Source organism: Streptomyces sp. NPDC054757 (assembly GCF_053612185.1).
Genome location: NZ_JBSHBW010000018.1, coordinates 142,497 through 165,233, shown reverse-complemented (window position 1 = coordinate 165,233; position 22,737 = coordinate 142,497). Strand labels below are relative to the sequence as shown.

Below are 22,737 nucleotides of genomic sequence, written 5' to 3'. Positions count from 1 at the left end.
GGCCTTCACGACCGGCGGCGGCAGCCCGTTTCGTACGTGTTAGCGTCGCTGGGCAACTCTGGGCGCGGGGACTGCGTCCTCCTTCGCAGGAGAGCGAGCCTTGGTGACCACTGCAGACCCGATACGTGAAGAAGGCGGAGGGCGCCCCCGTGCCGGGGGCCGCGTCGGCCTGCTCTCACAGGGCGGCCAGGGGGGCGGACCGGGGCAGCGGCCTTCGGACCGGATGCCGTGGTCCTGGCTGGCTGCCCGCCCCGTCGTCACCGCGACCGCCGTCGCAGCCGTCACGCACATCCTCTGGTTCTTCTTCTTCGCCAACAGCGGCGGAGACCTCGCCGCGCAGGACGCCTGGGCCGAGTTCGTCGGGCGCCACCCGGCGTCCGCGTACAACCTCGCCTGGTACGGCGGGATGCACCCCGTCTCGTACAGCGTGGTCTCGCCGTATCTGATGTCCGTGCTCGGGGTCCGTACGACGATGATGATCGCCGGGACGGTCTCGGCCGCGCTGACCGCGCTGATCCTCGTCCGGCTGCGTGCCGTCCGCAATCCGCTGCTGTGCGCGCTCGCGGCCGACTTCGCGTTTCTCTGCAACGCGCTCTCCGGCCGGGTCACCTTCGGCCTCGGCACGATGTTCGCCATGGGCGCGGTGGCCGCGGTCTTCTGCTGGCCGCACCGCTGGCGCGAGCGCCGCTGGGCGAAGGCGTGGGTCGCCGCCCCGCTCGCCGGGATCGCGACCGCGAGCAGCCCGGTGGCCGGGCTCTTCCTGGGCGTCGTGGCCGCGGCGCTCTTCCTCAACAAGCGGCGGCCCGGGGCCTACGCGCTGGGGCTCGCACCGGTCGTCGTGGTCGCGCTGTCGGCCTGGCTGTTCCCGTTCTCCGGCACCCAGCCGATGTCCGTGGGGACGGCTTCGCTGCCCTTCCTCTACGGGGTGCTCGTCCTCTTCCTGGTCCCCAGGGAGTGGCGCACGGTACGTACCGGCGCTGCCGTCTACGCGCTGGGTGTGGTGCTGACCTGGCTGATCGACTCACAGATCGGCTCGAACGTCTCCCGGCTGCCGATGATCTTCGCGGGTGTGGTGCTGCTCGCGGCGCTGCCGTACACCGTGCCGAAGTCGCGCAAGTGGTACGCGCTCGTGATCGCGTTCGCCGGGCTCAATGTGTGGATCGGCTTCAAGGGCGTCGACGACGTGGTGCGCACCGCCCCCGCCGCCTCCTGGACCCGGGAGCTGGCCCCGCTCGTCAACGAGCTGCAGAAGCACGGTGCCGAGAAGGGCCGGGTCGAGGTCGTCCCGGCCAGCAGCCACCGTGAGGCGTCCGCGCTCTCCCCGTACGTCAATCTCGCCCGCGGCTGGAACCGCCAGGCCGACATGGAGCGCAACCCGCTCTTCTACGACGACTCGCTCGACTCGGTCAACTACCGGGCCTGGCTGTCCCGCTGGGCGGTCCGGTACGTCGTCCTGCCCACCGGCGAGCCGGACACCGGGGCCGGCCAGGAGGAGAAGCTCGTCCAGGACGGCCTGCCGTATCTGAAGCGGCTCTGGGGCGACGCCAACTGGCAGCTGTTCGCGGTCGACCGGCCGACGCCGATGGCCGACCCGCCGGGCACCGTGGAACGTGCCGAGGAGGGCGAGCTGACCGTACGGGTACGGAAGCGGGGCCGGGTGCTGATCCGGATCCCGTACTCGCCCTGGCTGGGTCTGGTCGACGCCAAGGGCAAGAGTGTGGAGCCGCCGCAGGAGACGGAGGCGTCCAAGGGACGGGCCGAGGGCGAGCCGAAGGTCTTCGCCAACGCCCACGGCTGCCTGGTGCGGACCGACAAGGACGCGGACGGCGACGAGTGGACCGAACTGCTCGCCCCCAAGGCCGGGGTCTACCACCTGGCATCGCCCTACCGGCTGCCGCGCGGAACCCCGTGCCCGGACGAACTGAAGGACACCCTTCCCGCGGGCGGCCCCGGCCAGCACCTGACCCCCGGGAAGCCGGATTCGGGGCACCCCTGATTCAGCGCACCCCCGAGGCCAGCAACGCCGTGTGAGGCAGGGCGAGTTCGCCGCCCGGTGTGGTGAATTCCCGGGCCAGGACGTCGTACTCCTGCTTCACCCGGGCGCGTATCCCGTCCGTCAGACCGCCGACCGCGAGCCCGATGGTGGCCACCCCCGCCGTGGCCGCCGTCCACCAGACCTCGGGGTCGACGCGATACTCCCAGGTGACCGCAGCGCACCGGACGTCGTGCAGCCCCGTGGTGCCGAGCAGGGCGCCGAAGCCGTCCTCGTTCCTGGGGAACTCCGCCTCCGCCGCCAGCCGTGGCAGCCCGCTGGGCCGCTCCGCCCCGGCCGCCTCCAGCGCCCGCCAGAACAGCGCCTGTCCTTCGGCTCCCGCCCCGCGCCAGATGGTGACGGCCACCCGGCCGCCGGGCCGCACGACCCGTCGCATCTCGGCCAGCGCGGCCTTGGGGTCGCCCACGTGGTTGATGACGAAGTTGGCGACAACGGCGTCGAACTCCGCTTCAGTGAAGGGGAGTTCCGGGAGGACGGCCTCCCGGAACGCAGCGGCCGGCACCCGTACGCGCGCGGCGTCGACCATGGTGCGTTCGGCATCCACACCGGTCACACGCGCCCCGCGTGCCACGGCGCCGGCGGATACGCTCCCGGTCCCGCACCCCACGTCCAGTACCGAGTCCCCGCCGCCGGCGCGGGTGTCCGTACCGGCCACCCCGGCGCTCGGCACACCGGCCGCGTCCAGCAGGTCGTCCACCGTGTGCGCGCACAGGTCGGCGAAGCTGCCCCGGTAGGCGGCGGCCCGCCCGGCCCACATCTTCCGTTCGTGTACGTCGAAAGCCGAGTCCACCCGCAGAACCCCCTCAGTGCTCATCGCGTGCTCATCCCTCATCATCCTCTGTCGGCCGGTGGCGTGATTCCGCTGTCCCTTAATCAGTGCGGGTGGCAGGATTCCCTTGTGTGAGCATCGACCCCGGCCATGTGAGCCACGACCGCGGCGCGTTCATGACCATCGCGAGGACCGCGGCCCCGCTCTATGTGACCACCCTGGCCGCGTCGGCGGGATCCCTCGTCGACACCGCGCTGCTCGGCCGGCACGCGACCGCCTCGCTGGCCGCCTTCGCGGTGGCGGTGGCGGTCTTCGCGCCCGCCACCGCAACCGTCGTGGGCGCGCTGCGTGGCGTGATGCCGTTCATCGCGCCCCACCGTGAGAACCAGGACGAACTGCTGCCCCTGGTCCGCAGCGGGATGTGGCTGGCGTTCGCGGTCGGCGGGGTGTGCGCTGCCGTGGTCGCCGCCGTGCCGTTCATCGGTGGACTGTGGGGTGTGCGGCCCGCCGTGCTCAGCCAACTGGGGCCGCTGCCCTGGCTCCTTGCGTGCAGCGTGCTGCTGATCGCCGTCGGGGGTTCGGCGACATCGGTGCTGGTCGCGCTGGGTCACTCGGCCCAGGTGATGCGTTCCGGGCTGGTGGGCACCGCCGTATCCGTCACCCTGTCGGTCCTGCTGGTCGGCGCCCCGGGGCCGCTGCCGAGTCTGGGCCTGACCGGCGCGGGTGTCGCCATGCTCGCGTCCAGCTTGATCAGTACTGGCCTCAACCAACTCGCCCTGCGCCGGAGGACCGTACTCAGGGGACGACCGCTGCGGCCCGGACGGCCCGAACCGCGGCGCGTACTGCGGCTGGCCGCGGTGGGCATCCCGCTCGGCGGTACGGTCCTGGTGAAGTTCTCAGTACTGGGCGTGCTGACGTTCGCGGCGGCCCGGATCAGTACGGACGCGGCGGCCGTGCACGGCGTCTCGGAGTCGCTGGTGAACATCATCTTCACCGCGGCGGTCGCGGTCGGCCAGTCCACGGTCCCGCTGATCGCCGACTGTGCCGCCCGGCGCGACCTCCCGATGATCCGCCGCAGTGTGGGGGCGGGGGTACGGGTGGCCCTGAGCGCGGTCGCCGTGCTGGGGGCGGCGCTGTTCGCCCTGCGGGTACCCGTGGTGGGCCTGTTCACCACGGACCCTTCGCTGAGCCACCAGGTGAGGGGACTGCTGCCTCTCGTCCTCGCGGTAGTGGTCGCGGACGCGCTGCAGGCGGTGGCCGGATTCGCCCTGGTCGGCCTCCGGAAGACCGGCCCGAGCCTGGTGTCAACGGCCGTGTGGTTCGGGGTACTTGCCGCAGTCGCGGTCCCGGTGGCCGATCGGTACGGACTGACGGGCCTCTGGGCGGCGCTGGCCGGTGCGAACCTCCTGCAGGCCGGTACGAAGACGTACTCGTTCCTGCGGCACGGCCGCCGCATCGCGGGGGCGGACCCGGTGGCGGACCAAGTGGCGGATCCGGTGGCGGATCCGGGCCCGGTGTCCTTAATCCGTACGGGTGGCAGCAGCGAGTCCACCGGACGTACGGCGGGTGGGGCGCAAGGCTGAGGAGATGGCCGATGAGACGTTCCCATGGTGCTGAGACCGCCGCAGTGCCCCCACTGCCGCGAACCGCGCCCCTTGTGGAAGGACACCAGCACCACCGGGCCCAAGGCCCCGGACAGTTGGCGCTGGTACTGCGCGGAATGCCGCCAGGTGTGGGAACCCACCGACGACCACCGGGTGAGGTACCGGAGCGGCGCACCGGTCGGGCGCGGGAGCGCGCTCAGCGGTGCGGCGCCGGATCGCGGGGGCGCAATCAGGCGGTAGGGACGGACGGCGTACGTCTCCCGGGCACAACCCGGGCGGCACCGAGCAGTCCGGCACCGAGCCTCCCCCCGAGCAGTCCGGCCCCCCTGAGCAACCCGCTACCGAGCCCCCCCCCCGGGAGCACCCGCCAAGCGGCCCGGCACCTCCGGCCTTGCCCATTTCTTGCCGGTGTGGTGCCCGTTCAGGCGGCGCACAGTGCCCTCACGCCTCTGGATATTCCGTGGGGCGGCGGTTAGAAAGAGAGCGGCACCGTCATCCAGGAGACCCGTATGCACAGTTCCGACCGGGACATAGACGCCAATGCGGGGCACGGCCGCATCCCGACGCACCGCTCCCCGGCCCGGACCGACGCACCCCTGCCCGGGTTGCTGGGGCTCCAGGGCAACGCGGGCAACGCCGCCGTCGTCCAGATGCTCCGCCAGTCCGGGCACGCCTGGGCGCAGGACGAGCACCAGCACGGTGCCGGCTGCGGTCACGGTGGCGAGGAGCAGCCGCAGATCCAGCGTTCCGCGGTGCACGACGTCCTGAGCGGCGGTGGCAGTCCCCTGGACGACGGCACCCGTACGGACATGGAAGCCCGGCTCGGTGCCGACTTCTCCGATGTCCGTGTCCACAGTGACAGCGCGGCGAGGGCGTCCGCGGCCGAGATGGGCGCCCGCGCCTACACATCCGGCAACCATGTGGTCATCGGGGACGGCGGCGGGGACGCCCACACGCTCGCGCATGAGCTGACGCATGTCATCCAGCAGCGTTCCGGGCCGGTGGCCGGTACGGACCACGGCGACGGGCTGCGGGTGAGCGACCCCTCCGACCGTTTCGAGCGCGAGGCGGAGTCGAATGCCACCCGGGTGATGTCCGAGCCCGCCCCGGCCACGGTGAGCGAAGAGGCGCAGGAGACCGAGGAGTAGCCCCGCGGGTTGCTTGCTGGGGAGTGGCCCGCCCGTTGTATGCGCCCGGATCCGTCCGGCCCCGCGCACCCGGATCCGCCCGGCCCCGTGCGCCCGGATCGGTCCGGCCCGTGCGTCCGGACCCCTCGGCCTGCCCCGTCGTTCCTCTCAGCCCACTCAGTCCACCTCGATGCCGTACTCCTGGATCAGTTCTTCCAGGCCGCCTCCGTACCCCCTGCCTCCGGGGACGAACTCCCAGTCACCGTTGGCGCGGCGGCGGAAGGACCCCAGGACGAGGGCCGTCTCGCCCGGCCTGCCGTCGGAGACCCGTAGCTCTTCGAGTGCTGTTCCCGCGGCGTCCAGCAGCCGGATCCCGGCGTCGGTGAACCCGGACAGATCGGCCGTGGGGTTGGCGACCGGGTCGGCCGCCGCGATGACGACCAGCCGGTCGGCGCGCGCCGGCAGGGCGTCGAAGGACACCTGGATGGCGGCGCGGTCCGGCGCGGCGGGAGCCAGCACGCGGACCGTACCGTCCGGGGTCCGGGGGTTGTTGAAGAAGACGAAGTGGTCGTCGTCCAAGGCCCGGTTGCCGTGGCAGACGAGAGCGCACACGTCCAGGGCGACGCTGCCCGACCAGAACATGCCCAGTACGTTGTGGTCATCCGTACGGGTCCCGGTGCCCGGCGCGGCCCCGGGTGCCGGGGCCGGTTCCGGGCGCCGGCCGGGCCCCTGCCGCTCGCCGCTGCCCAGCCGCCCGCGCAGCCCGTGCCGGTGCAGCAGGTCGACCAGTTCGGCACCGGTCACCAGCTCCAGGGGTTTGCCCTGGGCGAAGGTGCGCGAGCCGGGGCCGAATGAGGACGTCGTGACCAGTACGCCCTTGTTGGCACCGGCATCCTGGACGGTTCCGTACAGATCGCGGACGGCCGTCGGGGGAACGGTGTTGCGGTAGCGCTTGACCTGTACGACGATCTTGCCGCCGCGAATCGGGGCCGGGTCCAGCGCATCGACGTCCACGCCGCCGTCGTTGGAGCGCTGGGTGGTCACGGCCCGCATGCCCATGGCCCGGAACAGCTCGGCCACCAGCCCCTCGAAGGCGAGGGGGTCCATCGCGTACAGATCCGGCTCCTCCTCGCCCCCATGGGTGACGACGCCGTTCCCGACGTCTTCGGGAACCCGGCAGGGCCGTACCGGTACGTACTGGTCGGGGCGCGCGGACAGCCGGCCGCGGAGGCCGTCCACCAGGCAGTTGACGGCGTTCACCTGTTCCAGATGGAGCGTGGCGAACGTCGCACGGTCCGCCATGACCGTGCCGAGCACCATGGGGGCCCGTCTGCCGGTCGTCGGATCGTGGTCGTTCACGAACCCGTTCAGCGCGACCGATTCCAGCGCGCCGAACTCGTCGGCCGCGAAGAGATCCCGCAGGACCAGCAGCAGGCACTGGGCGAGTACGTCCCGGTACAGGGCGCGGCGCTGAGTGACCGGCCGGGGCGTCTCCTTCTCCTGGTCGGCGTTGATCAGATAGCGCACCGACTTCGCCCCGGGGACGACGTCGTACGGGGGCAGCTCCCAGTCCAGTACCAGCTGGCGCGCACCGGAGTCGTACGCGGCGGACACCTGGCGGGGCAGATCGTCCGGCCACGAGGCCGAGGCGTAGAGGGCGGCCGAGAAGTACTCGACCGCGGCCCCGGGATCTCCGTCGCGGAGCGCCGCCGTCATCTCCGCGATGTCGGCGTTGTGCCGCCGGATCTCGCGGAGTTGGGTATCGGCCCACTGCCGGTACTGCGACTGGTGGGCGGCCAGCTGGTGTTGGCGCTGTGCCTCGGCCGCCAGAGCCGCCTGCCGGTCACGCTCGAACCTGGACCAGGCCTCCGCCTGTGCCTGGGCCCGCCGCCCGGCGGACCAGCCGCCCTGGGGCTGGTACTGGTTCGGGTCGGGCATACGGACAGGGTGCGCGAGCTGCCCCGGGGCGAACGCCTCGATCCGCTCGGTACGGGTCAGCGCCTCGGCCCTGAACGCCGGAGCGCGGCACCCCGCGGCCAGCAGCCGCTGTAACGCCGCCACTCTGGCGTCGAGTTCCTCCGTACGCCGTCTGGCATCCGTCTCGCGCTGCTCGCGGTACGCGGCCTGCTGCTCACGGCGGCTGCGGGTGAGCTCCCGCTGGTAGGCGCGTTGTTGACGCTCCTGCTCCCGTTGGTACCGGGCCTGCGCCTCACGCTGACGTTGCTGCTGGCGCTGCGCCTCGGCCCAGACACCGGCCAGTCCACTGGAACGACGGCTCATGCTCTACAGGACCTCCCCACCAGCGACCGGTGCGCATCCACCGGATCCTGGCCCCATAACCAGCTCCTGGCCCCATAACCAGCAGTGATGAGCCGACTCTAGTGGCCGGGCAACCGCTCGCCCATACCTTTGCCGCAGACGGCCGTCACTCCGCCTCCGTCATGCCTTCACTATGCGTTCACTTTACTGTGCAGGCTGCGCAGGGCGCTCTGGTGGGTGAGCCAGCCGACGAGCCGGTCGCCGTCGTGGACGGGCAGGCCGGTGCCGGGGGCCGTGACCAGCGAGTGCAGCGCGGTGGCCAGGGGCATCCCGGTGGTGATCAGGGGCGGGAGTTCGGCGAGTTCGCCCGCGGTGCGCGGACGGCCCGGGGCGTCGTCGACCGGGGTGGCGAGGGCCTCGGCGACGGCCCGGGCGGTGACGGTGCCCAGATAGCCGCCTCCGGAGTCCAGCACAGGGAGCGCGCCATGCCCCGAAAGGCCCAGGGCCTGGGCGGCCTCGGGGAGTTCGGCCCGGGAGGCGAGAGGGGACGGCAGCTCCTCCATGGCGGCGGCGACCTTCTGGGAGCCGAGTTCCGCTCCTTGCGCGGGCGCCGTGAGGTCGATGCCCCGGCGGCGGAGCTTGAGGGTGTACACGGTGTCGTGGGAGAGCAGCCGGCTGGTGGCGGTGGCGAGTACGACGGCGAGCATCAGCGGCAGGATGATCGTGTACTGGCCGGTGAGTTCGAAGAGGATCACGACGGCGGTGATCGGGGCGCGTGAGGACCCGGCGAAGACGGCGCCCATGCCGACCAGGGCGTAGGCGCCGGCCGATCCGGCGGTGCCGGGGAGCACCCCGTGGGCGGCGCTGCCGTAGGCCGCGCCCAGCATGGCCCCGATGAACAGGCTGGGTGCGAACACGCCCCCCGAGCCGCCGATACCGATGGTCAGGCTGGTCGCGAGGATCTTGCCGACCAGCAGCAGGAGCAGGAACCCGACGACGTAACCGCCCTTGACGGCGCTCTCCAGGACGGGGTACCCGACTCCGTACATCTGGGGCAGGGCCAGCAGCAGTATGCCGAGCAGCAGCCCGCCGACGGCCGGACGCAGCCATTCCGGGCCGCGCCAGAGCCAGTCACAGGCGTCCTCGATCCAGTAGAGGACCCGGGTGAAGCCGACACCTACGGCGCCCGCGGCCACGCCGAGAACGGCGAACAGGCCGAACTGGGCGACGTGGTCCACATGGAAGGCCGGCAGGGTGAGGAAGGCGACATCGCCGAACGCCGCGCGGCCGATCGCACAGGCGACGACGGACGAGATCACGACCGCGCCGAACGCCTCGGCGGTGAAGGCGCCCAGGATCAGCTCCATGGCGAAGAACACCCCGGCCAGCGGGGCGTTGAAGGTGGCCGCGATTCCTCCCGCGGCCCCGCAGGCCACCAGCAGCCGCATCCGGCCCTCGGCGACCTTGATCACCCGGCCGAGTGTGGAGCCGAGCGCCGAGCCGATCTGGACGATCGGACCCTCGCGGCCCACCGAGCCGCCGGATCCGATGCACAGGGCCGAGGCGACGGCCTTGACCACGGCGACCTGCGGGTTGATCCGGCCGCCGCGCTGGGCGACGGCGAGCATCACCTCGGGTACGCCGTGTCCGCGCGCCTCCTTGGCGAAACGGTCCACCAACGGCCCGTAGAGGAGGCCGCCCACGGCCGGGGCGAGTACGACGAAGTAGATGCCGAACCATGGCAGGTGCGGGTTGGCGGCGTGCCCGGCGCCCGCGTAGTCGGCGTGTCCGGAGAACAGCCGCGTGAAGGTCTGGATCAGCCACCGGAACGCGATCGACCCCAGCCCGGCCCCGGCGCCCACCACCACGGCAAGCACCATCAGCCCCCAGGACGCGGTACGCAGCCCGGCGACGGGGGCCGGTCCGCCCCTGTCCCGGGGGGCCGGGAGGGTGATCGGGTGGTCGGGTTCCGCTGTGCCGCTTCCGGTCATGGGCCTGCCTCTCTCTTAGTTTGCATTATGCAAACGTTGTCAAGGGAGGATCAACCCGAGGTAGAAAGGAGGGCATGGTCGAAGCTACAAACCCCTCGGGGAGCGCCGCGGACGACGTCGACGCGGTGACACGGGCGGTACTGACCGCCTCCCGGGTGCTCGTCGCGGTCTCCGCACGCTCGCTGGCCGCGGTCGAGGACCGGGTGACACTGCCGCAGTTCCGGCTGCTCGTGGCGTTCTCCACCCGTGGGGCCGCCAAGCTGGTGGACGTAGCGGAGTGGCTGGGGGTCAACCCGTCCACCGCGATGCGGATGGCCGACCGGCTGATCGCGGCCGGTCTTGTCGACCGTCGGATCAACCCCGACAACCGCCGCGCCACTCTGCTTCAGCTGACCGACGAGGGGCACAGCATCGTGGAGCAGGTGACGACCCGGCGCCGCACGGAGATCGCCACCATCGTGGAACGCATGGCCCCGTCCCAGCGCACCGCTCTGGTCGACGCGCTGACCACATTCGCGGACGCGGGCGGCGAGCCCACGGCGGGCCGCCCGGGTCCGGAGCTGTACCCCCTGGGCTGGGCGACCCCGGGGGCAGGGGGCGGGGGCTGAGGGGCGGGGCGGCGTACTGAGGGGCCGGCGGGGGCGGGCGCGTAGGGGGAGGCAGGCGGGGCGGGTGCGTAGAGGGAGGCAGGCGGGGCCTCCGGGGTGGTGGTTGCCCCGGCCGCCGATGCCCTCACCCCACCTGCCTGCCTGCCTCCCCATCATTCAAGGCCGCACCGCACCTCACTCAAGGCCGCACCGCACCTCACTCAAGGCCGCTGTCGTCCAATGCCGCTCCGCGTCACTTCGCGACGGCCGGCTTCTCCACCTCCAGTGAATTCCCCGCGGGAATCCTGCCGCAGCTGGTCGGGGCGGTCCGGCCTGCGAAGCGGTCGTTCAGCCAGGCCATCGCGCGCGGCGCCCAGTACGGCATGCTGCCGACGTGGCTGAGCAGGTCGTACTGCTCGTACTTGATCGACTTGTTCCCGGTGGCGCAGTACTGCCGGCTCAGCGCCCGCACATCGCCCGCGACCATGACGCCGTCCCCCGTGCCGATACCCGGGGGGTTGTTGAACGTCCCTTCCAGCTTCCCCGCGTTCCCCTGCCCGATGAACCCGGGGATCGTCGGGGTGGCGGCCTGACCGAGGTTGACCTTGTTGACCGCCTCGACGAAGGGCGGAATGGAGTCCGGGTCCTTGTACTCCGGCTTCGCCAGGTCCTTCCAGGTCATCCCCGGGTAGTGGCCCAACGCATCGACGATCGAGCCGTGTTCGAGAGAGTCGAAGACCTGGAGCCCCTTCGCGCTGAGATACGGCTTGATGTCGAGGCCGTACGAGCGGGAGACGCCGAGGACGGCCATCGGGATCACGCCGTTCCAGACCGGGGCGCCGTCGACGTACTTCAGATTGTGCGCCGGGTCGACCAGCAGCCCACCCTCGGTGAACCCGACCAGTTGCCTGTTCACATCGGGGGCGTACGAGGGGGCCAGTGCCGCGGCCCAACTGGTGGCGATGGCACCGCCGGAGTAGCCGAAGAGACCGAACCGGGTGCTGCTGCTCAGGCCGGTCTCCTCGGCGCGGGTGCTCGCCCGGACCGAGTCCAGGGTGTTCGTCCCGTAACCGGGCCCGGCCGCGAAGTCGGCGCTCTGGCCCTCGGTGTCCGGGATGACGAGGTCGTAGCCCTGGAGCAGCAGCGGCGCCAGAACGATGCTCTCGGCGTTGGCGATCAGCCCGCCGAGTGAGACATCCCCGGCGATGGCCCGGGAGGGCCCGTCCGCCGGGTCGAGGGAATCGTAGAACGACTGGTACGACACGGCCTTGCTGCCGTCACTGTGGAGCCCGCGGACCACCGTGGTCACATTGGCGGACGGCCGCCCCTGGGCGTCGGTCGTGCGGTAGAGCAGCTGGGTGGCCTTCAGGGGCGTCGGGATGCCGACGACGTGATAGTTCAGCGTGCGCTTCTTCAGCACATCGCCCGGCGCGTACGAGGCAAGCGGCTTGCTGCCGTCGTAGCTGTAAAACGGATCGGACGCCGTGGCGCTCACCTGCCCACCCCCGGCGGGCACGGCCGTCGCAGCCGGCGCCATGCCGACGGTGAGAGCGGCGACAGCGGCGGTGGCCAGCAGACCTGCGGTTCTCCGGTTCATGACTCTCCCGATGCGTGCGGTGGCGGTGTGTGGAGTGGTGGTGCGTGCAGTGGCGATGTGTGCGGTGGCGATGCGTGCCGTGGCAACTGCCGTTACTGCGCAGTAAGTTACTGGCGGTAAGTTCGGGTGTACAGGGGTGGGCGGCAGAGTTTTACCGTTGTCGGCAGCCGAGTACTCCGCCTGCGCAGAGGCCCACGCGGCGGGCGGCCCCGGCCTCGGCCTCGGCGGAGAGCGGTACCGTCGAACGGGCGATCGGCCGCGTGAAGCAGCATCGGGTGGCGGCCACCCGCCACGACGGCTCGGCTGCGTATTCCTCGGCACCGCCTCCGCGGCGACCCACCTGATAGGGCTACGCAGCTGAGTTCCAGTGTCACGAGGCAATCGGCTGGCAGACCAAGGCATGGTCGATCACTTCCTCGGTAGACAGCTTTCGTTCCGTCGGCCGGAAAATCACGTCGCTGAGGTAGCCGGACGGGCGGGCAGAGCTCTGCCAACGAAATGCGATAGACACATGTGCATGGCAGACAAGGTGCGGATCGCAGCTGCGCAGAGCCCCGTCACTACCCACCCGGCCGTCAATGCGACAGCCGCGCGGGACTTGATGGTTCAGGCAGCGGCAATGGGGGCCCGGCTCGTGCACTTTCCCGAAGGGGCGATCTCTGGTTACCCCTCAGGAGGGGAAGCCGAGGAGGCTCTACGAGGCTGGGACATCAACTGGAGCGGTCTCACAGAGCAGTTGGAACTCATCGCGCGGCTGGCCGGCGAACTCCGCCTCTGGGTTGTCGTCGGCTCCAGCCACCGGCTCGCCGCTCCGCATCTGCCCCACAACAGCCTCTACGTCATCTCGGACGGAGGCCGGTTGATCGACCGCTATGACAAGCGCCGCTGCTCGTACAACGAACTGTCCGGCTGGTACTCGCCCGGCTTCAGGCCCCTGCTGTTCGAAGTCGACGGCTTCCGGTTCGGCACGGCGTTGTGTATCGAGGTCAACTTCCCTGAACTCTTCATGGAGTACACCGCCCTGGGCGCGGACTGCGTCCTCTTGTCGTCCTTCTCCAAGGATCCGATCTTCGACGTGCTCGCACGCAGCCACGCTGCCACTCAGAACCGCTGGGTGTCCGTATCGGTTCCGTCTCAGTGCAGTTCCGCTATGCCCTCCGGGGTCGTCGGCCCACACGGCTATTGGCTCGGCAGGTGCACCACAGACGGCAAGCAGGGACTGGTCTGCGTGGATCTCGATCGCACCCAACCCGGCCTGGAGTTCGCGCTCAACAAGGCCGGGCCTTGGCGGCAGTCAGCTCGGAATGGAGAGATCTATCGAGAGCGGCGTGTCCATGACGCACGCAGTGCCGACCGCACGCACTTCTGACCACGAGATATGGCCACGGCAAGCACTCCGGCCTCCACGGCCGGGGTTCGCGCACTACAACACCGAAGGGCCGGCCCGGGAGAGGAAATCCCTTGGGCCGGCCCTTCTTGCTGTGCCCCCGGCAGGATTCGAACCTGCGACACCCGCTTTAAGGAGCGAGGTGGGGAGAGTTGGGGTCTGACCTGCACGATGTCGACTTCGGCGTCTGCCCGCTGTGGTCCCTGTCGGCGTTTGCGGTTCCCTGTGAGTCCCCGCCCCATCTGGCGCGGTTTTGGCACGGGGAACTTCTGATCCGTAGCGCTAATGGGAACGGTCAACGATGGTCATACCGGCCGCTATGCGGTCCTGGACCGTTGCTACCGGACGATGTCGGTTGCTGAGGTTGCGGTATGCCGCTGCTGTACCGCTGCTCCATCGGCGCCCGTCATGATCATTCACATTGCAGCAGCTCCAGCCCGAAGCCGTACCGCCGACCTCACGGCGCGCCTACCTCCTCCCTTGCCCTATAAGCACGCTCAAGAAGCGAGTTCCGCAAGGAATTGTTGTCGATATGCAAAGCAAGGTCTCCTTTCACGCGGGGAGCCGTTGCGACAGCCTCTCGTAGCTCACTCAGCTCCCTTTGATAGAGCCTCGTCGCATACTGAATCTGGGCGACCCGGCTGTCTATCACTTCCATCGCGTCTGGGTCATCTGCCATTCTGGCTCGCTCTGCAATGCTCACCCCAAGCTCCTTCTCCCTTCTTTCGAGCGCCCGACAAAGAAATGCTTCATATTCGTCAACAATGACGGCGCTCACGAAGATTCGCTTAGACCGCTTCGCGCTCTGCCGTCTAGCGCTATTTGCCTGGGATAGCGTCTCGCGGCTCACCGAAGCCGTGGTGCCAACCCTCATCGACTCCAAGAAGGTGGCGAAGTTTACGATCCGCAAGGAAACCCCCGCACGCTGCTGCATCTCTTCCGTCAACTCTTCGCGGGGCCCTAGGGAGAAGTCGAGTCTTTTATTCACCCAGTCTTCTTTCTCGTCGTTGGAGATGATGAGAACGCGCTTGCGCACTTCCGTGGCCTTGATGAGAGTTTGCTCCCACCACAGATAATCTCCATCGGCATTGGTCCTTTTACCCCTATCCTTGAATCCTGGCGGTATTCTGGCGTCTCTCCTGCGCGCAGCTTCCGCCTGCGCCTTGCTGTACTCCTCTCCGGGTAGAGGCTGCCCGACCCTTCCGTCTAGAAGCTTTGCTAGCGCTTTCAGTACAGGGTCGTCATTTAGCACTCTACTGAGCGTCAGGTCAAATACCCCTTGATGAGATTTAACTCGTTCGATAGCTGCACGGAAGGCGTTTTCGAGCGGCTCTTTCAGTTTCCTCTTCTCATCTTCATCAAGGGCCGACCGGTTTGCAAACTCATTAAGCCTTTGTAGCCCTTGATTCTGCGCCGCCTCCAACGATTTGCACGTCTCATCATAGAAAGCAAGCTGGTCGCGGGCGGCTTCGACTCGGTTTCGATGAAACTCAAGCGCAACCTGGTGCGGCACCCAGAGATTTTCCTCGATTGTGAATAGACTGTCGATCATTTCCTTTCTGGCGTTCGGCGTGACACGATAAAGGTCCAGCAAAACACTGGAATCGATCACGACGAGGGACTCTTTAAGGGCCAGTGAGAGTTCACTTTTCGTCATTCTCCAATGGCTGGAGAATGAATCCAGAAAAGAGCTAACGAGAATCTCCTCCTTCGGTAATCGCTGCAATGGATCACCACCCGCATCAGGCTAGACGACTGGGGATCTCTTAGGAGTGTGTATGCCGAGACCTCTTGGTGCTCTGGTGCAGCTCGCAGACGGCGATGGCCGACGAAACCGTTGATCGCGTCCGCAGCCATCAACACACCACTCACTCCAGATCCCATCCCGTCCGCCTTCGACCCACACTCCGTGGAGCGGTCGCGGTTCAGGGCGTCAAGGTGGAGCGCGCCACTATACGAACGACCTTGACGCCATGGGCCGCGTCTGCTCGGCTCTGCCTGGGTCGATGGTGGACGGGATGGGAGCCCCCGCGCTCGCCACGATGTGCCCGCGGCCGGGAACGGCGCCCCCTCTCACCCGGTGCCGGCCGATCCCCCGCCGGAGGCATCGTCTGTGACCGTGGGCCGCGAGCGTGTCGGGTGCTCGACTCGTTTCCTCCGGGCCTATCCACAGTGGGCGGGCGTCGGCGCAGCGGTACGGAGCGAGCCGAAGGCAGGAGCGGCGCCCCAGCGGAGCCGGGTGCCTTGATGAGGTAGAGACTTGTAACAGCTCAGGCTGTTGGGGACGAGACGTAGCAAACGGCAGGGATGCTCTGGTCCGCTCCGAAGTGGTGAGTGGCTTCGCCGATCTTCTGCCAACCGAGCCGTTCGTAGAGCCGCGTGGCCGCGACATCCTTCGTCAATCCCGGGGCGACGCCATGCCGCCCTCGGTGACGTTCTCCGGTACAGCGGGCCCCCTCTGCCGAGAGGGGGGCCCGCGCTTTTGTTGCTCCGACCTGCGCATTCTTCAAGATCGTTTAGGCGGAATTTAGGCGGTGAGCTCCGGTGCTAGGGGTGTATCCGCGACGTATTGAGGGGATAGTCCCAGCGTTATCCAAGAAACGAAAAGGGGCGTCGCACCCTCTCTGACCTGGCAGAAGAGGTGTGACGCCCCTGATCAACAGTGTGCCCCCGGCAGGATTCGAACCTGCGACACCCGCTTTAGGAGAGCGGTGCTCTATCCCCTGAGCTACGGAGGCCGGGGCTTGTGGAAATCCCTGCGGAAAGTCCAGTGAGCGGATCTTCCGCGAGGCGTAGTACAAGCCCGCTGGTCAGGCGTGGTGCGTGCTCTCTGCGGTGTTGCTTGAGCAGACAGTGGGACATACCGATGACTGACCAGGGACAGCGTAGCGGATGCACGCCGGTGACAGGGCCCCGCGTCGGGGGTGCCGTGCGGAGATGGCTGCTGCGGGCTTCTGGCCTGCGGCTTGTGTGTGCCGGGGCTGTGGTTGAGCGGCGGAGGCGGTGTGGGGTTGGGGGAGGTCGGTCCAGAGCCGGAGGGCGCCCACCCGACCGGGATCAGCTCTTCGGCAAGGTGGCGGTTGGTACGGCTCCGGCTGAGTGGCGGTCAGTTGCGGTTACCCAGTCGTCCGGTCGTCCAGAGTTGCCCCGTCGTCCGCGCCGGCCCGGCTGCCTAGCCTCCGCCGAGTCGCCCAGCCGCCCACCGGTCCCGTCGTCTGGTCGTATTCAAAGCCGGTCAGCTTACGTACACGCTCCGTACGTTGTCCCTCGGTGCAGGCCGGGACCTCGTCGCTGGGCCGGTGGCGAAGGTTCGGAGGGCGTTCTCGGTGGTTCGGGTGGCGAAGGCTCTTGTCCGGGTGTCCATTCCGTGGTGGCGGCCGCCGTCCCGGGTTCCGGCCATCAGGGCCTCGACCCACCGCATCGTCCCGGAGGAGAAGACGCCGGCCCCGCTCGGGACGGGGTAGTACGCGGAGTCCGAGTGGCTCTTCCGGCCGTTGCAGACCAGAGGGGAGTGGGCCAGGATCTCCAGGGGCGCCGGGGTCGGCGCGCCCGGGGTGACCCGGTCGTACTCCACTCCCACCAGGTGGTTGAACGAGTCGCCCCGTCTCACCCCGGTCCCCTCGAAGAGCCAGTGGTCCGGGCTGTGGACGACATAGGGCGCGTCCGTGGGGAATCCCTCGTAGAGGACGCCGGTCAGCGTGGACTGCGGGTCCGCGGCGGGTGGTTGGCGGAAGTCGTGGGTCGGCAGGCCCTGGTGGTCCTTGAAGCGCGGGTCGTCGGAGTAGGCGGTCTTGTAGCAGACCACGGTGCGGCCGGCGCCGGACGGTCCGTGGTCGAACCTGACCCGGCGGAAACAGGTGTTGGCGCCCGGGAAGACCAGATTGGTCCCCGTGTCACGCGCCCGGGTGACGTGCCGGCGCTGTTCCGGGGTCCAGTACTCGTCGTGGCCGAGCGAGACGGCCGTCACGGCCCCCCGGAGCACAGACGGGGTGAAGTGGACGTCCAGCCCGGTGGTGTAGGCGAGCGGGATGCCGAGCCGCTCCGCGAGGACGACCGCAGCCCGTTCGTAGACCATGAACTTCTCCGCGCCGCTCCTGTCGTACGGCCGGTCGAAGCCCACGGCCAGCGAACGTGTCGTGTACGCGCCGTCCTGTCCCCGGTAAAGGCCGTACCCGCCCCAGGCGTTGTACGCCTGCCAGGTCGTCGGCGCGTGCATCAGCAGGGTCGCGCCCGAGGCGCTCGCGGAGCGGACGATCAGCGGTACGTACCGCTGGTGCCCGTGCTCCGCGTCGAGCCGGAGCAGATACGCACCGGACGGCCAGCCCTCGGTACGGACGTCGAGGGTGCGCTGCCAGTCCGCCCGTACGCTGCGGGTATCGGTGATCATCTGGGGCTGCTGCTGGTAGCCCCCGGCGATCCGGTCCGACCGCCAGACCAGCCGGGCCTGTGCCCCGCCGTACCAGCCGACCCGGTAGGCCGAGACCCGGAAGCCGGGGGCGGTGGTGGAGACATGAAGACCGAACTCCTCGCCGGGCAGCACGCTCACCTTGTCGGTGTAGCCCTCGACCGCGTCGGGCGGGCCCTGCGAGCGGATCCGCCAGTCGGGGCTGCCGGGCCTGGCCCGCTCCGCTTCGGCGGCGGCTTTGACTCCCTCGGCCGAGTTCGACGCGTCGGGGTGGGGCGCCGCGCCGGTGCTGCCGCCGGGCGATGGGTCGCATCCGGCCACCAGGCCCGCCGTGAGGCCGCCGGCACCCACCGCGGCGGCGGTACCGAGGAAGTGTCTGCGGTCCAGGCCCGCCCCGGCGCCGTCCGACACGTGGTCTCGACGGTGACCCCCACGCTCCGTGTCGTCGCCCATCCGAACCTCTCACCAGTCCGCCCGGCTCGGTTACAGGTCCGCCCTGGTCGGTGCAGTGGTGCGCGCCGGAACCGCCGTGAATCGGAATCATCATCGTTCGGCAGGGCGTGCCCCACCAACGCAGGACGGCCCATTCGCGGGCAGGGACCACCGTCCGCGAATGGCCGTCCGGGCCGTCCTCACAGCTCGCAGGCGTGCCCGCCGATGCTTTCGGTGACATCGGGCCAAGTGCGGAGCAGGTCGGCACCCCGGTCCGTCGGCTCACGTGGTGGCGATCCGGTCCGTCGGCTCACGTGGTGGCGATACGGCGTCCCGTCGTACGGGTGGGCGCGATCGTCAGCCACAGAGGGCGGTCGCCGCCTGCCCATGGCGTGGTGGGGGCGTGCCGGGCCAGATCCTCGGCCGCCGTGCCGTCGGGGACGGTCCGAGCGGTCCCGACCACGTTGACGCTCCAGCCCCTGCTCATCGCCTCGTCGATGTGGTCGACCTCGAAGGCGACCTCCTGGCCCGCGGCCTCCGCCGCCACCGTTCCGGGAGCGGTGCGGTACGAGATTTCGCCGTCGACGACCACGTAGTTGACGGGAATGACGGCCGGCCCGTCCCGGGTGGAGACGGCGACCCTGCCGACACCGTGGGTCGACAGCAGTTCGCCGCGTTCCTCGACGCTCAGCGTCCGCAGCTCCGGGTGGTAGGCGGCTTGCCCTGTTCCGGGAGGCAGCTCCGTATCGCTTCCGGTCAGCGCCTCGACCGTGGTCTCCAGCGCGTCGGCGAGGCTCAGCATGAACCCGGTGCTCGGGGCCGCCTGCCGTTTCTCGACGTACTGGATGTAGCCGGCTGCCGACCCCGCTCGCCCGGCCAGCGCCTCCCGGCTCAGTCCCAGCTGCTCCCGCCGTGCCGTGACGCGTCTGCCGAGGTCGCTTCGCGGCGGGTGGGTGGTCCGGGCGCGTGTGGTCTCCCTCGGGCTCGGGTGATCGGCCATGGTGTCCACACATCCTTCGGCTACGGCACTGGCCCTGTCCCCCTCACCGTGCTCGGCCGCCGGGCGGTGACGCATGGGCCGTCCGGTTCCGGGGCGGGGGCCGACCGGCCCGTGGGCGGGTGAGAGGGCTGTACGGCCCTGCGCGCCCGGCGCGACGCGCGCACCATGGACACGGGGTCGAACGGTCCCGCGCTCCCGCGGCGGGACAGCCCGCAGGCGGGCAGCGGTCGCAGTGTGGAGGAGCCGGTGATGTGGTGATGGCGTCCAATTCCGCAGAGAACACCGGGGGTGTTGAGAGCTTCGGCGGTACGGCCAGAAATACCGGCAGCGGTGCGGAGAGCCCGCGGCCCGCTGCGGTCACCGAGACGCATACGGCGGTCCTGATGTTCGTCGGGGACCACGTCTACAAGCTGAAGAAACCTGTCGACCTCGGCTTTCTCGATTTCCGTACGCCCGGCGCCCGGCACGCGGCGTGCGAACGGGAGGTCCTGCTCAACCGGCGTTTCGCCCCCGATGTGTACGACGGGATCGCCAAGGTCGCTCTGCCGTGGGGCGGGCCTTCCGAGCCGGTCGTGGTGATGCGCCGGATGCCGGCCGGACGCAGACTCTCCCATCTGGTCGGCATCGGGGCCCCGGTCGACGACGCACTGCGACGGACGGCCCGGTTGCTGGCCGCGTGTCACGCGGACTCCCCGCGGACGGCGCTGATCTCCCACGAGGGGACCCGGGACGCTCTGCTCGGTCGCTGGGAGGACAGCTTCGAGCAGATCCACGCGCTGAAGGCGCGCTCTCCGCTGCCTCACATCGGTGAGATCGCGCATCTCGCGCGCCGCTATCTGGCCGGCCGGCAGAACGTCTTCGACACCCGTGTCCGTGAGGGGCGCGTGGTGGACGGCCATGGCGACCTGCTCGCCGAGGACATCTTCTGTCTCGACGACGGGCCCCGTGTCCTCGACTGCCTGGAGTTCGACGATGCCCTGCGGTATGTCGACGGTCTGGACGACGCGGCCTTCCTCGCCATGGATCTGGAGCGGCTCGGAGCGCCTGAGGCCGCAGCCTCCTTCCTCGCCTGGTACGGCGAGTACTCGGGCGACCACGCGCCCGCGTCCCTCCGCCACCACTACGTCGCCTACCGGGCCTTCGTCCGCGCCAAGGTCGCGCTCTTCCGGGAGCAGCAGGACGTTGCCGCCGCACGATCGGACGCGGAACGCTTCGCCGACATCACGGTGCGCCATCTGCGGGCATCGGCGGTACGGCTCGTCCTGGTCGGCGGGCTGCCCGCCAGTGGCAAGTCCACCCTGGCGGGCGGGCTCGCCGACCGGCTCGGCCTGACCCTGCTGAGCAGCGACCGGATCCGCAAGGAGCTGGCGGGCCTGCCGCCCGAACGGCCCGCCCCTGCCGAGTACGAGAAAGGCATCTACACCCGCGAATGGACACGGCGCACCTATGAGGAGCTGATCGAGCGCGCCTCTGCGCTGCTGTCGGCCGGGGAATCCGTGGTGGTCGACGCGACCTGGAACCTCAGTACGTGGCGGAGCGCCGCCACCGAGGCGGCACGGCACCATGATGCCGATCTGGTCTCCGTACGCTGCGAGGTCCCGCCCGAGGTCGCCGCACGGCGGCTCGCTGCTCGTCGGCCGGGGCCCTCCGACGCGGGTCCCGTGGTGGGCGGTGCCATGGAGGCGGCGGCGGACCCCTGGCCGGAGGCCGTCACGGTCGACACCGGCGGGGCCCTGCCGGCCGCTGTCGGACGAGCGGTCGCGGCGGTGTGTCCTGACGGCGACGGGCGTACGGGGGTCTCGGTCTCCCGGCGGCCGTTCCTGGCGCCTGACTGAGCTCGGCCGGGGGATCGGCCGCCACCTCGGGGCCACCGGGGATCTTCGCCGGAGCCGTGCTTGGAGGCGGCCACGGACACGGAGCTGCTCGTGATGGGCGCCCGTAGGTCCGCACACCGCGTCATGCATCTGCTGGGCCAGGTCACGCACGCGGTCCTGCACCACGCACCGTGTCCGGTCGCCGTGATCCCGCGCGGCTGACGTCGCGAGTCGTCACGACGCCGTCCCGGACCGCTGACGTCACGACGTCAGCGGTCCGGTCCGGTGAGGTCCACGATGTCGTCCGACGCGACATCGTGGAGACGTTCCGCGAGGTCCTCCAGGGCGCGGCCCGCGGCCAGTTCGTCCCCGATCTCGGGGACCGGCCGGTCGACCGGGTTCCGGTGTGCGACGCCTCGGCCCACCACGTGTGCCGTGTTGTCGCGCCACGAGTCCTGAGTGGTCAGGACCGCGCGAGCCCGGGTCTCGTCGCCATCCTCGGTGAGAGATATCTGCGCGGTCCACTGCCTGGCTTTCATGATCGCTCCCTTCGGAGTGTGGTCCCCGGCCGTGCGGATGCTCGGAGGTGATCCCGGCCGTCAGTCCTCGTCAGTCCTCGCCAGTCCTCGACGTCAGTCCTCGTCAATCCTCGACCACCAGGACGTGCGCGACGGGGCGGCGCGGTGTTCCCGGCCCCGGTGGGCCGTACCCCAGCCGCACCACCATCTGGGCCTGCCCGGTGCCCGAGAGCGGGTCGCGCAGCACCCAGCGCAGCTCGGGCCATTCGAGGGCCTGGGTGGCGAAGGACGTGCTCAGCCCGTGCAGCGTGGCGACGAGCAGGACGCGTTCCAGGGCCTGGCCCGCGCGCAGCCAGTCGGCGGGCTCGTCCCGTGCGGTGCTCAGCAGTGCCAGCTGGGGCCGGTCCTCGAAGTCCGCCCGTGGCCGGCCCGCCACCCGCGCGCGGCCGGCGAAGTCCCGTGCGGGAGCCGATCCGCCCCGCTTCAGCGGCCCGAAGGCGTACTGCGGTACGCCGTCGACGGCCGCCTCATCGGTGGTGCTCCGGGCCCACCGTTCCGTCTCGGCCTCCCTGGCCGGGTCCATGTGGTCGTACCCCTCGGCGGAATTGATCAGGTTGAGCACCGTCTGCAGATGGGGCCCGGTCGGGACGGCCAGGGTCGCGCCCTCCCGGTGAGCTGCCGCGCCGAGCGCCTGCCGGACCTCTTCCGGTACACGCCGGTCGCTGAAGGGGTCCCGGCTCGTACGACGCTCGTGGATCGCCGGGTACAGCAGAGCGAGATCGTCGGCCGTGTCGGCAGGGTCGGCGGTCCCGCCGACCACGTCGGCGGGAACGCCGAGTCGTACGGTCGCCAGAAGTTCCGGGACTGCCGGGTCGGGAAGCAGCCGGATCACCGGCCGCAGGCCGAGGTGGGCAGCGGCCACCCGGAGGTTGAACAGGGCCGCGCCGCAGCCGATGTGCAGTCCGCGGGTGGTGGGATCGGCGTGCGGCATGGCGCGTGCCGTATCGGCGAAGAGGCTGAAGGTGCCGGTGCTTGGTGCGTAGCGGAAGCGCCAGGGCTGGGCGTTGTGCATGGACGGCGCGGCCGTCGCGTCCAGGACGAGGTGGGCCGCGGCCACCTCGTCCGGCGTGTGTGCGGACACCGGAATCTCCAAGGGCAGGTCGGTCTCTCCCACCAGCGTCGCCGAAGGCAGTG

16 protein-coding genes and 1 tRNA gene are annotated in these 22,737 nt (G+C 70.0%); 7 read left to right on the top strand and 10 right to left on the bottom strand.

Annotation, left to right across the window (positions count from 1 at the left end):
- The first annotated feature begins 223 nt into the window (after positions 1-223).
- Positions 224-1,996: an MFS transporter gene (locus tag ACWGKJ_RS21850; RefSeq protein WP_385019940.1), complete on the top strand. Its 1,773-nt coding sequence runs from the start codon at positions 224-226 to the stop codon at positions 1,994-1,996.
- Position 1,997: 1 nt separating this feature from the next.
- On the opposite strand, the gene ACWGKJ_RS21845 is transcribed toward ACWGKJ_RS21850, so the two are convergent.
- The gene (locus ACWGKJ_RS21845) at positions 1,998-2,867 is read right to left on the bottom strand and encodes a class I SAM-dependent methyltransferase (RefSeq protein WP_385019799.1); all 870 of its coding nucleotides are present in this window, start codon (positions 2,865-2,867) and stop codon (positions 1,998-2,000) included.
- 86 nt (positions 2,868-2,953) lie between these two features.
- Between ACWGKJ_RS21845 and ACWGKJ_RS21840 the strand changes: the two genes are divergently transcribed.
- Positions 2,954-4,405, top strand: a complete 1,452-nt coding sequence (locus tag ACWGKJ_RS21840; protein ID WP_385019801.1) for an MATE family efflux transporter — start codon at positions 2,954-2,956, stop codon at positions 4,403-4,405.
- A gap of 530 nt (positions 4,406-4,935) precedes the next feature.
- Positions 4,936-5,574 (top strand): eCIS core domain-containing protein, encoded by a 639-nt coding sequence (locus tag ACWGKJ_RS21835; protein ID WP_385019803.1) that lies wholly within the window; start codon positions 4,936-4,938, stop codon positions 5,572-5,574.
- A 156-nt stretch (positions 5,575-5,730) separates the two neighbouring features.
- On the opposite strand, the gene ACWGKJ_RS21830 is transcribed toward ACWGKJ_RS21835, so the two are convergent.
- Both ACWGKJ_RS21830 and ACWGKJ_RS21825 read right to left on the bottom strand, forming a co-directional pair.
- Positions 5,731-7,833 (bottom strand): restriction endonuclease, encoded by a 2,103-nt coding sequence (locus ACWGKJ_RS21830; protein WP_385019805.1) that lies wholly within the window; start codon positions 7,831-7,833, stop codon positions 5,731-5,733.
- A 170-nt stretch (positions 7,834-8,003) separates the two neighbouring features.
- Positions 8,004-9,692 (bottom strand): chloride channel protein, encoded by a 1,689-nt coding sequence (locus ACWGKJ_RS21825; protein WP_385019942.1) that lies wholly within the window; start codon positions 9,690-9,692, stop codon positions 8,004-8,006.
- 185 nt (positions 9,693-9,877) lie between these two features.
- Between ACWGKJ_RS21825 and ACWGKJ_RS21820 the strand changes: the two genes are divergently transcribed.
- Positions 9,878-10,411, top strand: a complete 534-nt coding sequence (locus ACWGKJ_RS21820) for a MarR family winged helix-turn-helix transcriptional regulator (protein ID WP_385019807.1) — start codon at positions 9,878-9,880, stop codon at positions 10,409-10,411.
- Positions 10,412-10,643: 232 nt separating this feature from the next.
- Here ACWGKJ_RS21820 and ACWGKJ_RS21815 read toward each other — a convergent pair whose 3' ends face one another.
- Positions 10,644-11,987, bottom strand: coding sequence for a lipase family protein (locus tag ACWGKJ_RS21815; protein ID WP_385019809.1), 1,344 nt, complete (start codon positions 11,985-11,987; stop codon positions 10,644-10,646).
- Positions 11,988-12,504: 517 nt separating this feature from the next.
- On the opposite strand from ACWGKJ_RS21815, the gene ACWGKJ_RS21810 reads away from it, so the two are divergent.
- Positions 12,505-13,356 carry a carbon-nitrogen hydrolase family protein gene (locus ACWGKJ_RS21810; protein ID WP_385019811.1) on the top strand — a complete coding sequence of 284 codons (852 nt, stop codon included), beginning with the start codon at positions 12,505-12,507 and terminating at the stop codon, positions 13,354-13,356.
- Positions 13,357-13,831: 475 nt separating this feature from the next.
- Here ACWGKJ_RS21810 and ACWGKJ_RS21805 read toward each other — a convergent pair whose 3' ends face one another.
- From ACWGKJ_RS21805 to ACWGKJ_RS21790, 4 genes are all read right to left on the bottom strand, one after another.
- Complete coding sequence (locus tag ACWGKJ_RS21805) at positions 13,832-15,031, bottom strand: PIN-like domain-containing protein (RefSeq protein WP_385019813.1); 1,200 nt, start codon at positions 15,029-15,031, stop codon at positions 13,832-13,834.
- A gap of 1,008 nt (positions 15,032-16,039) precedes the next feature.
- Positions 16,040-16,112: transfer RNA gene (locus tag ACWGKJ_RS21800), tRNA-Arg, on the bottom strand.
- A 497-nt stretch (positions 16,113-16,609) separates the two neighbouring features.
- Complete coding sequence (locus ACWGKJ_RS21795) at positions 16,610-18,232, bottom strand: N,N-dimethylformamidase beta subunit family domain-containing protein (protein WP_385019815.1); 1,623 nt, start codon at positions 18,230-18,232, stop codon at positions 16,610-16,612.
- Positions 18,233-18,521: 289 nt separating this feature from the next.
- Positions 18,522-19,211 (bottom strand): helix-turn-helix domain-containing protein, encoded by a 690-nt coding sequence (locus ACWGKJ_RS21790; protein ID WP_385019817.1) that lies wholly within the window; start codon positions 19,209-19,211, stop codon positions 18,522-18,524.
- 383 nt (positions 19,212-19,594) lie between these two features.
- On the opposite strand from ACWGKJ_RS21790, the gene ACWGKJ_RS21785 reads away from it, so the two are divergent.
- Positions 19,595-21,046, top strand: coding sequence for a bifunctional aminoglycoside phosphotransferase/ATP-binding protein (locus tag ACWGKJ_RS21785; protein ID WP_385019944.1), 1,452 nt, complete (start codon positions 19,595-19,597; stop codon positions 21,044-21,046).
- A gap of 60 nt (positions 21,047-21,106) precedes the next feature.
- Complete coding sequence (locus ACWGKJ_RS21780) at positions 21,107-21,247, top strand: universal stress protein (RefSeq protein WP_385019819.1); 141 nt, start codon at positions 21,107-21,109, stop codon at positions 21,245-21,247.
- A 47-nt stretch (positions 21,248-21,294) separates the two neighbouring features.
- On the opposite strand, the gene ACWGKJ_RS21775 is transcribed toward ACWGKJ_RS21780, so the two are convergent.
- Both ACWGKJ_RS21775 and ACWGKJ_RS21770 read right to left on the bottom strand, forming a co-directional pair.
- On the bottom strand, positions 21,295-21,564 hold the full coding sequence (locus ACWGKJ_RS21775) for a DUF1876 domain-containing protein (RefSeq protein WP_453315794.1): 270 nt from the start codon (positions 21,562-21,564) through the stop codon (positions 21,295-21,297).
- 103 nt (positions 21,565-21,667) lie between these two features.
- On the bottom strand, positions 21,668-22,684 hold the full coding sequence (locus tag ACWGKJ_RS21770) for an Acg family FMN-binding oxidoreductase (protein ID WP_385019823.1): 1,017 nt from the start codon (positions 22,682-22,684) through the stop codon (positions 21,668-21,670).
- Positions 22,685-22,737 lie beyond the last annotated feature (53 nt).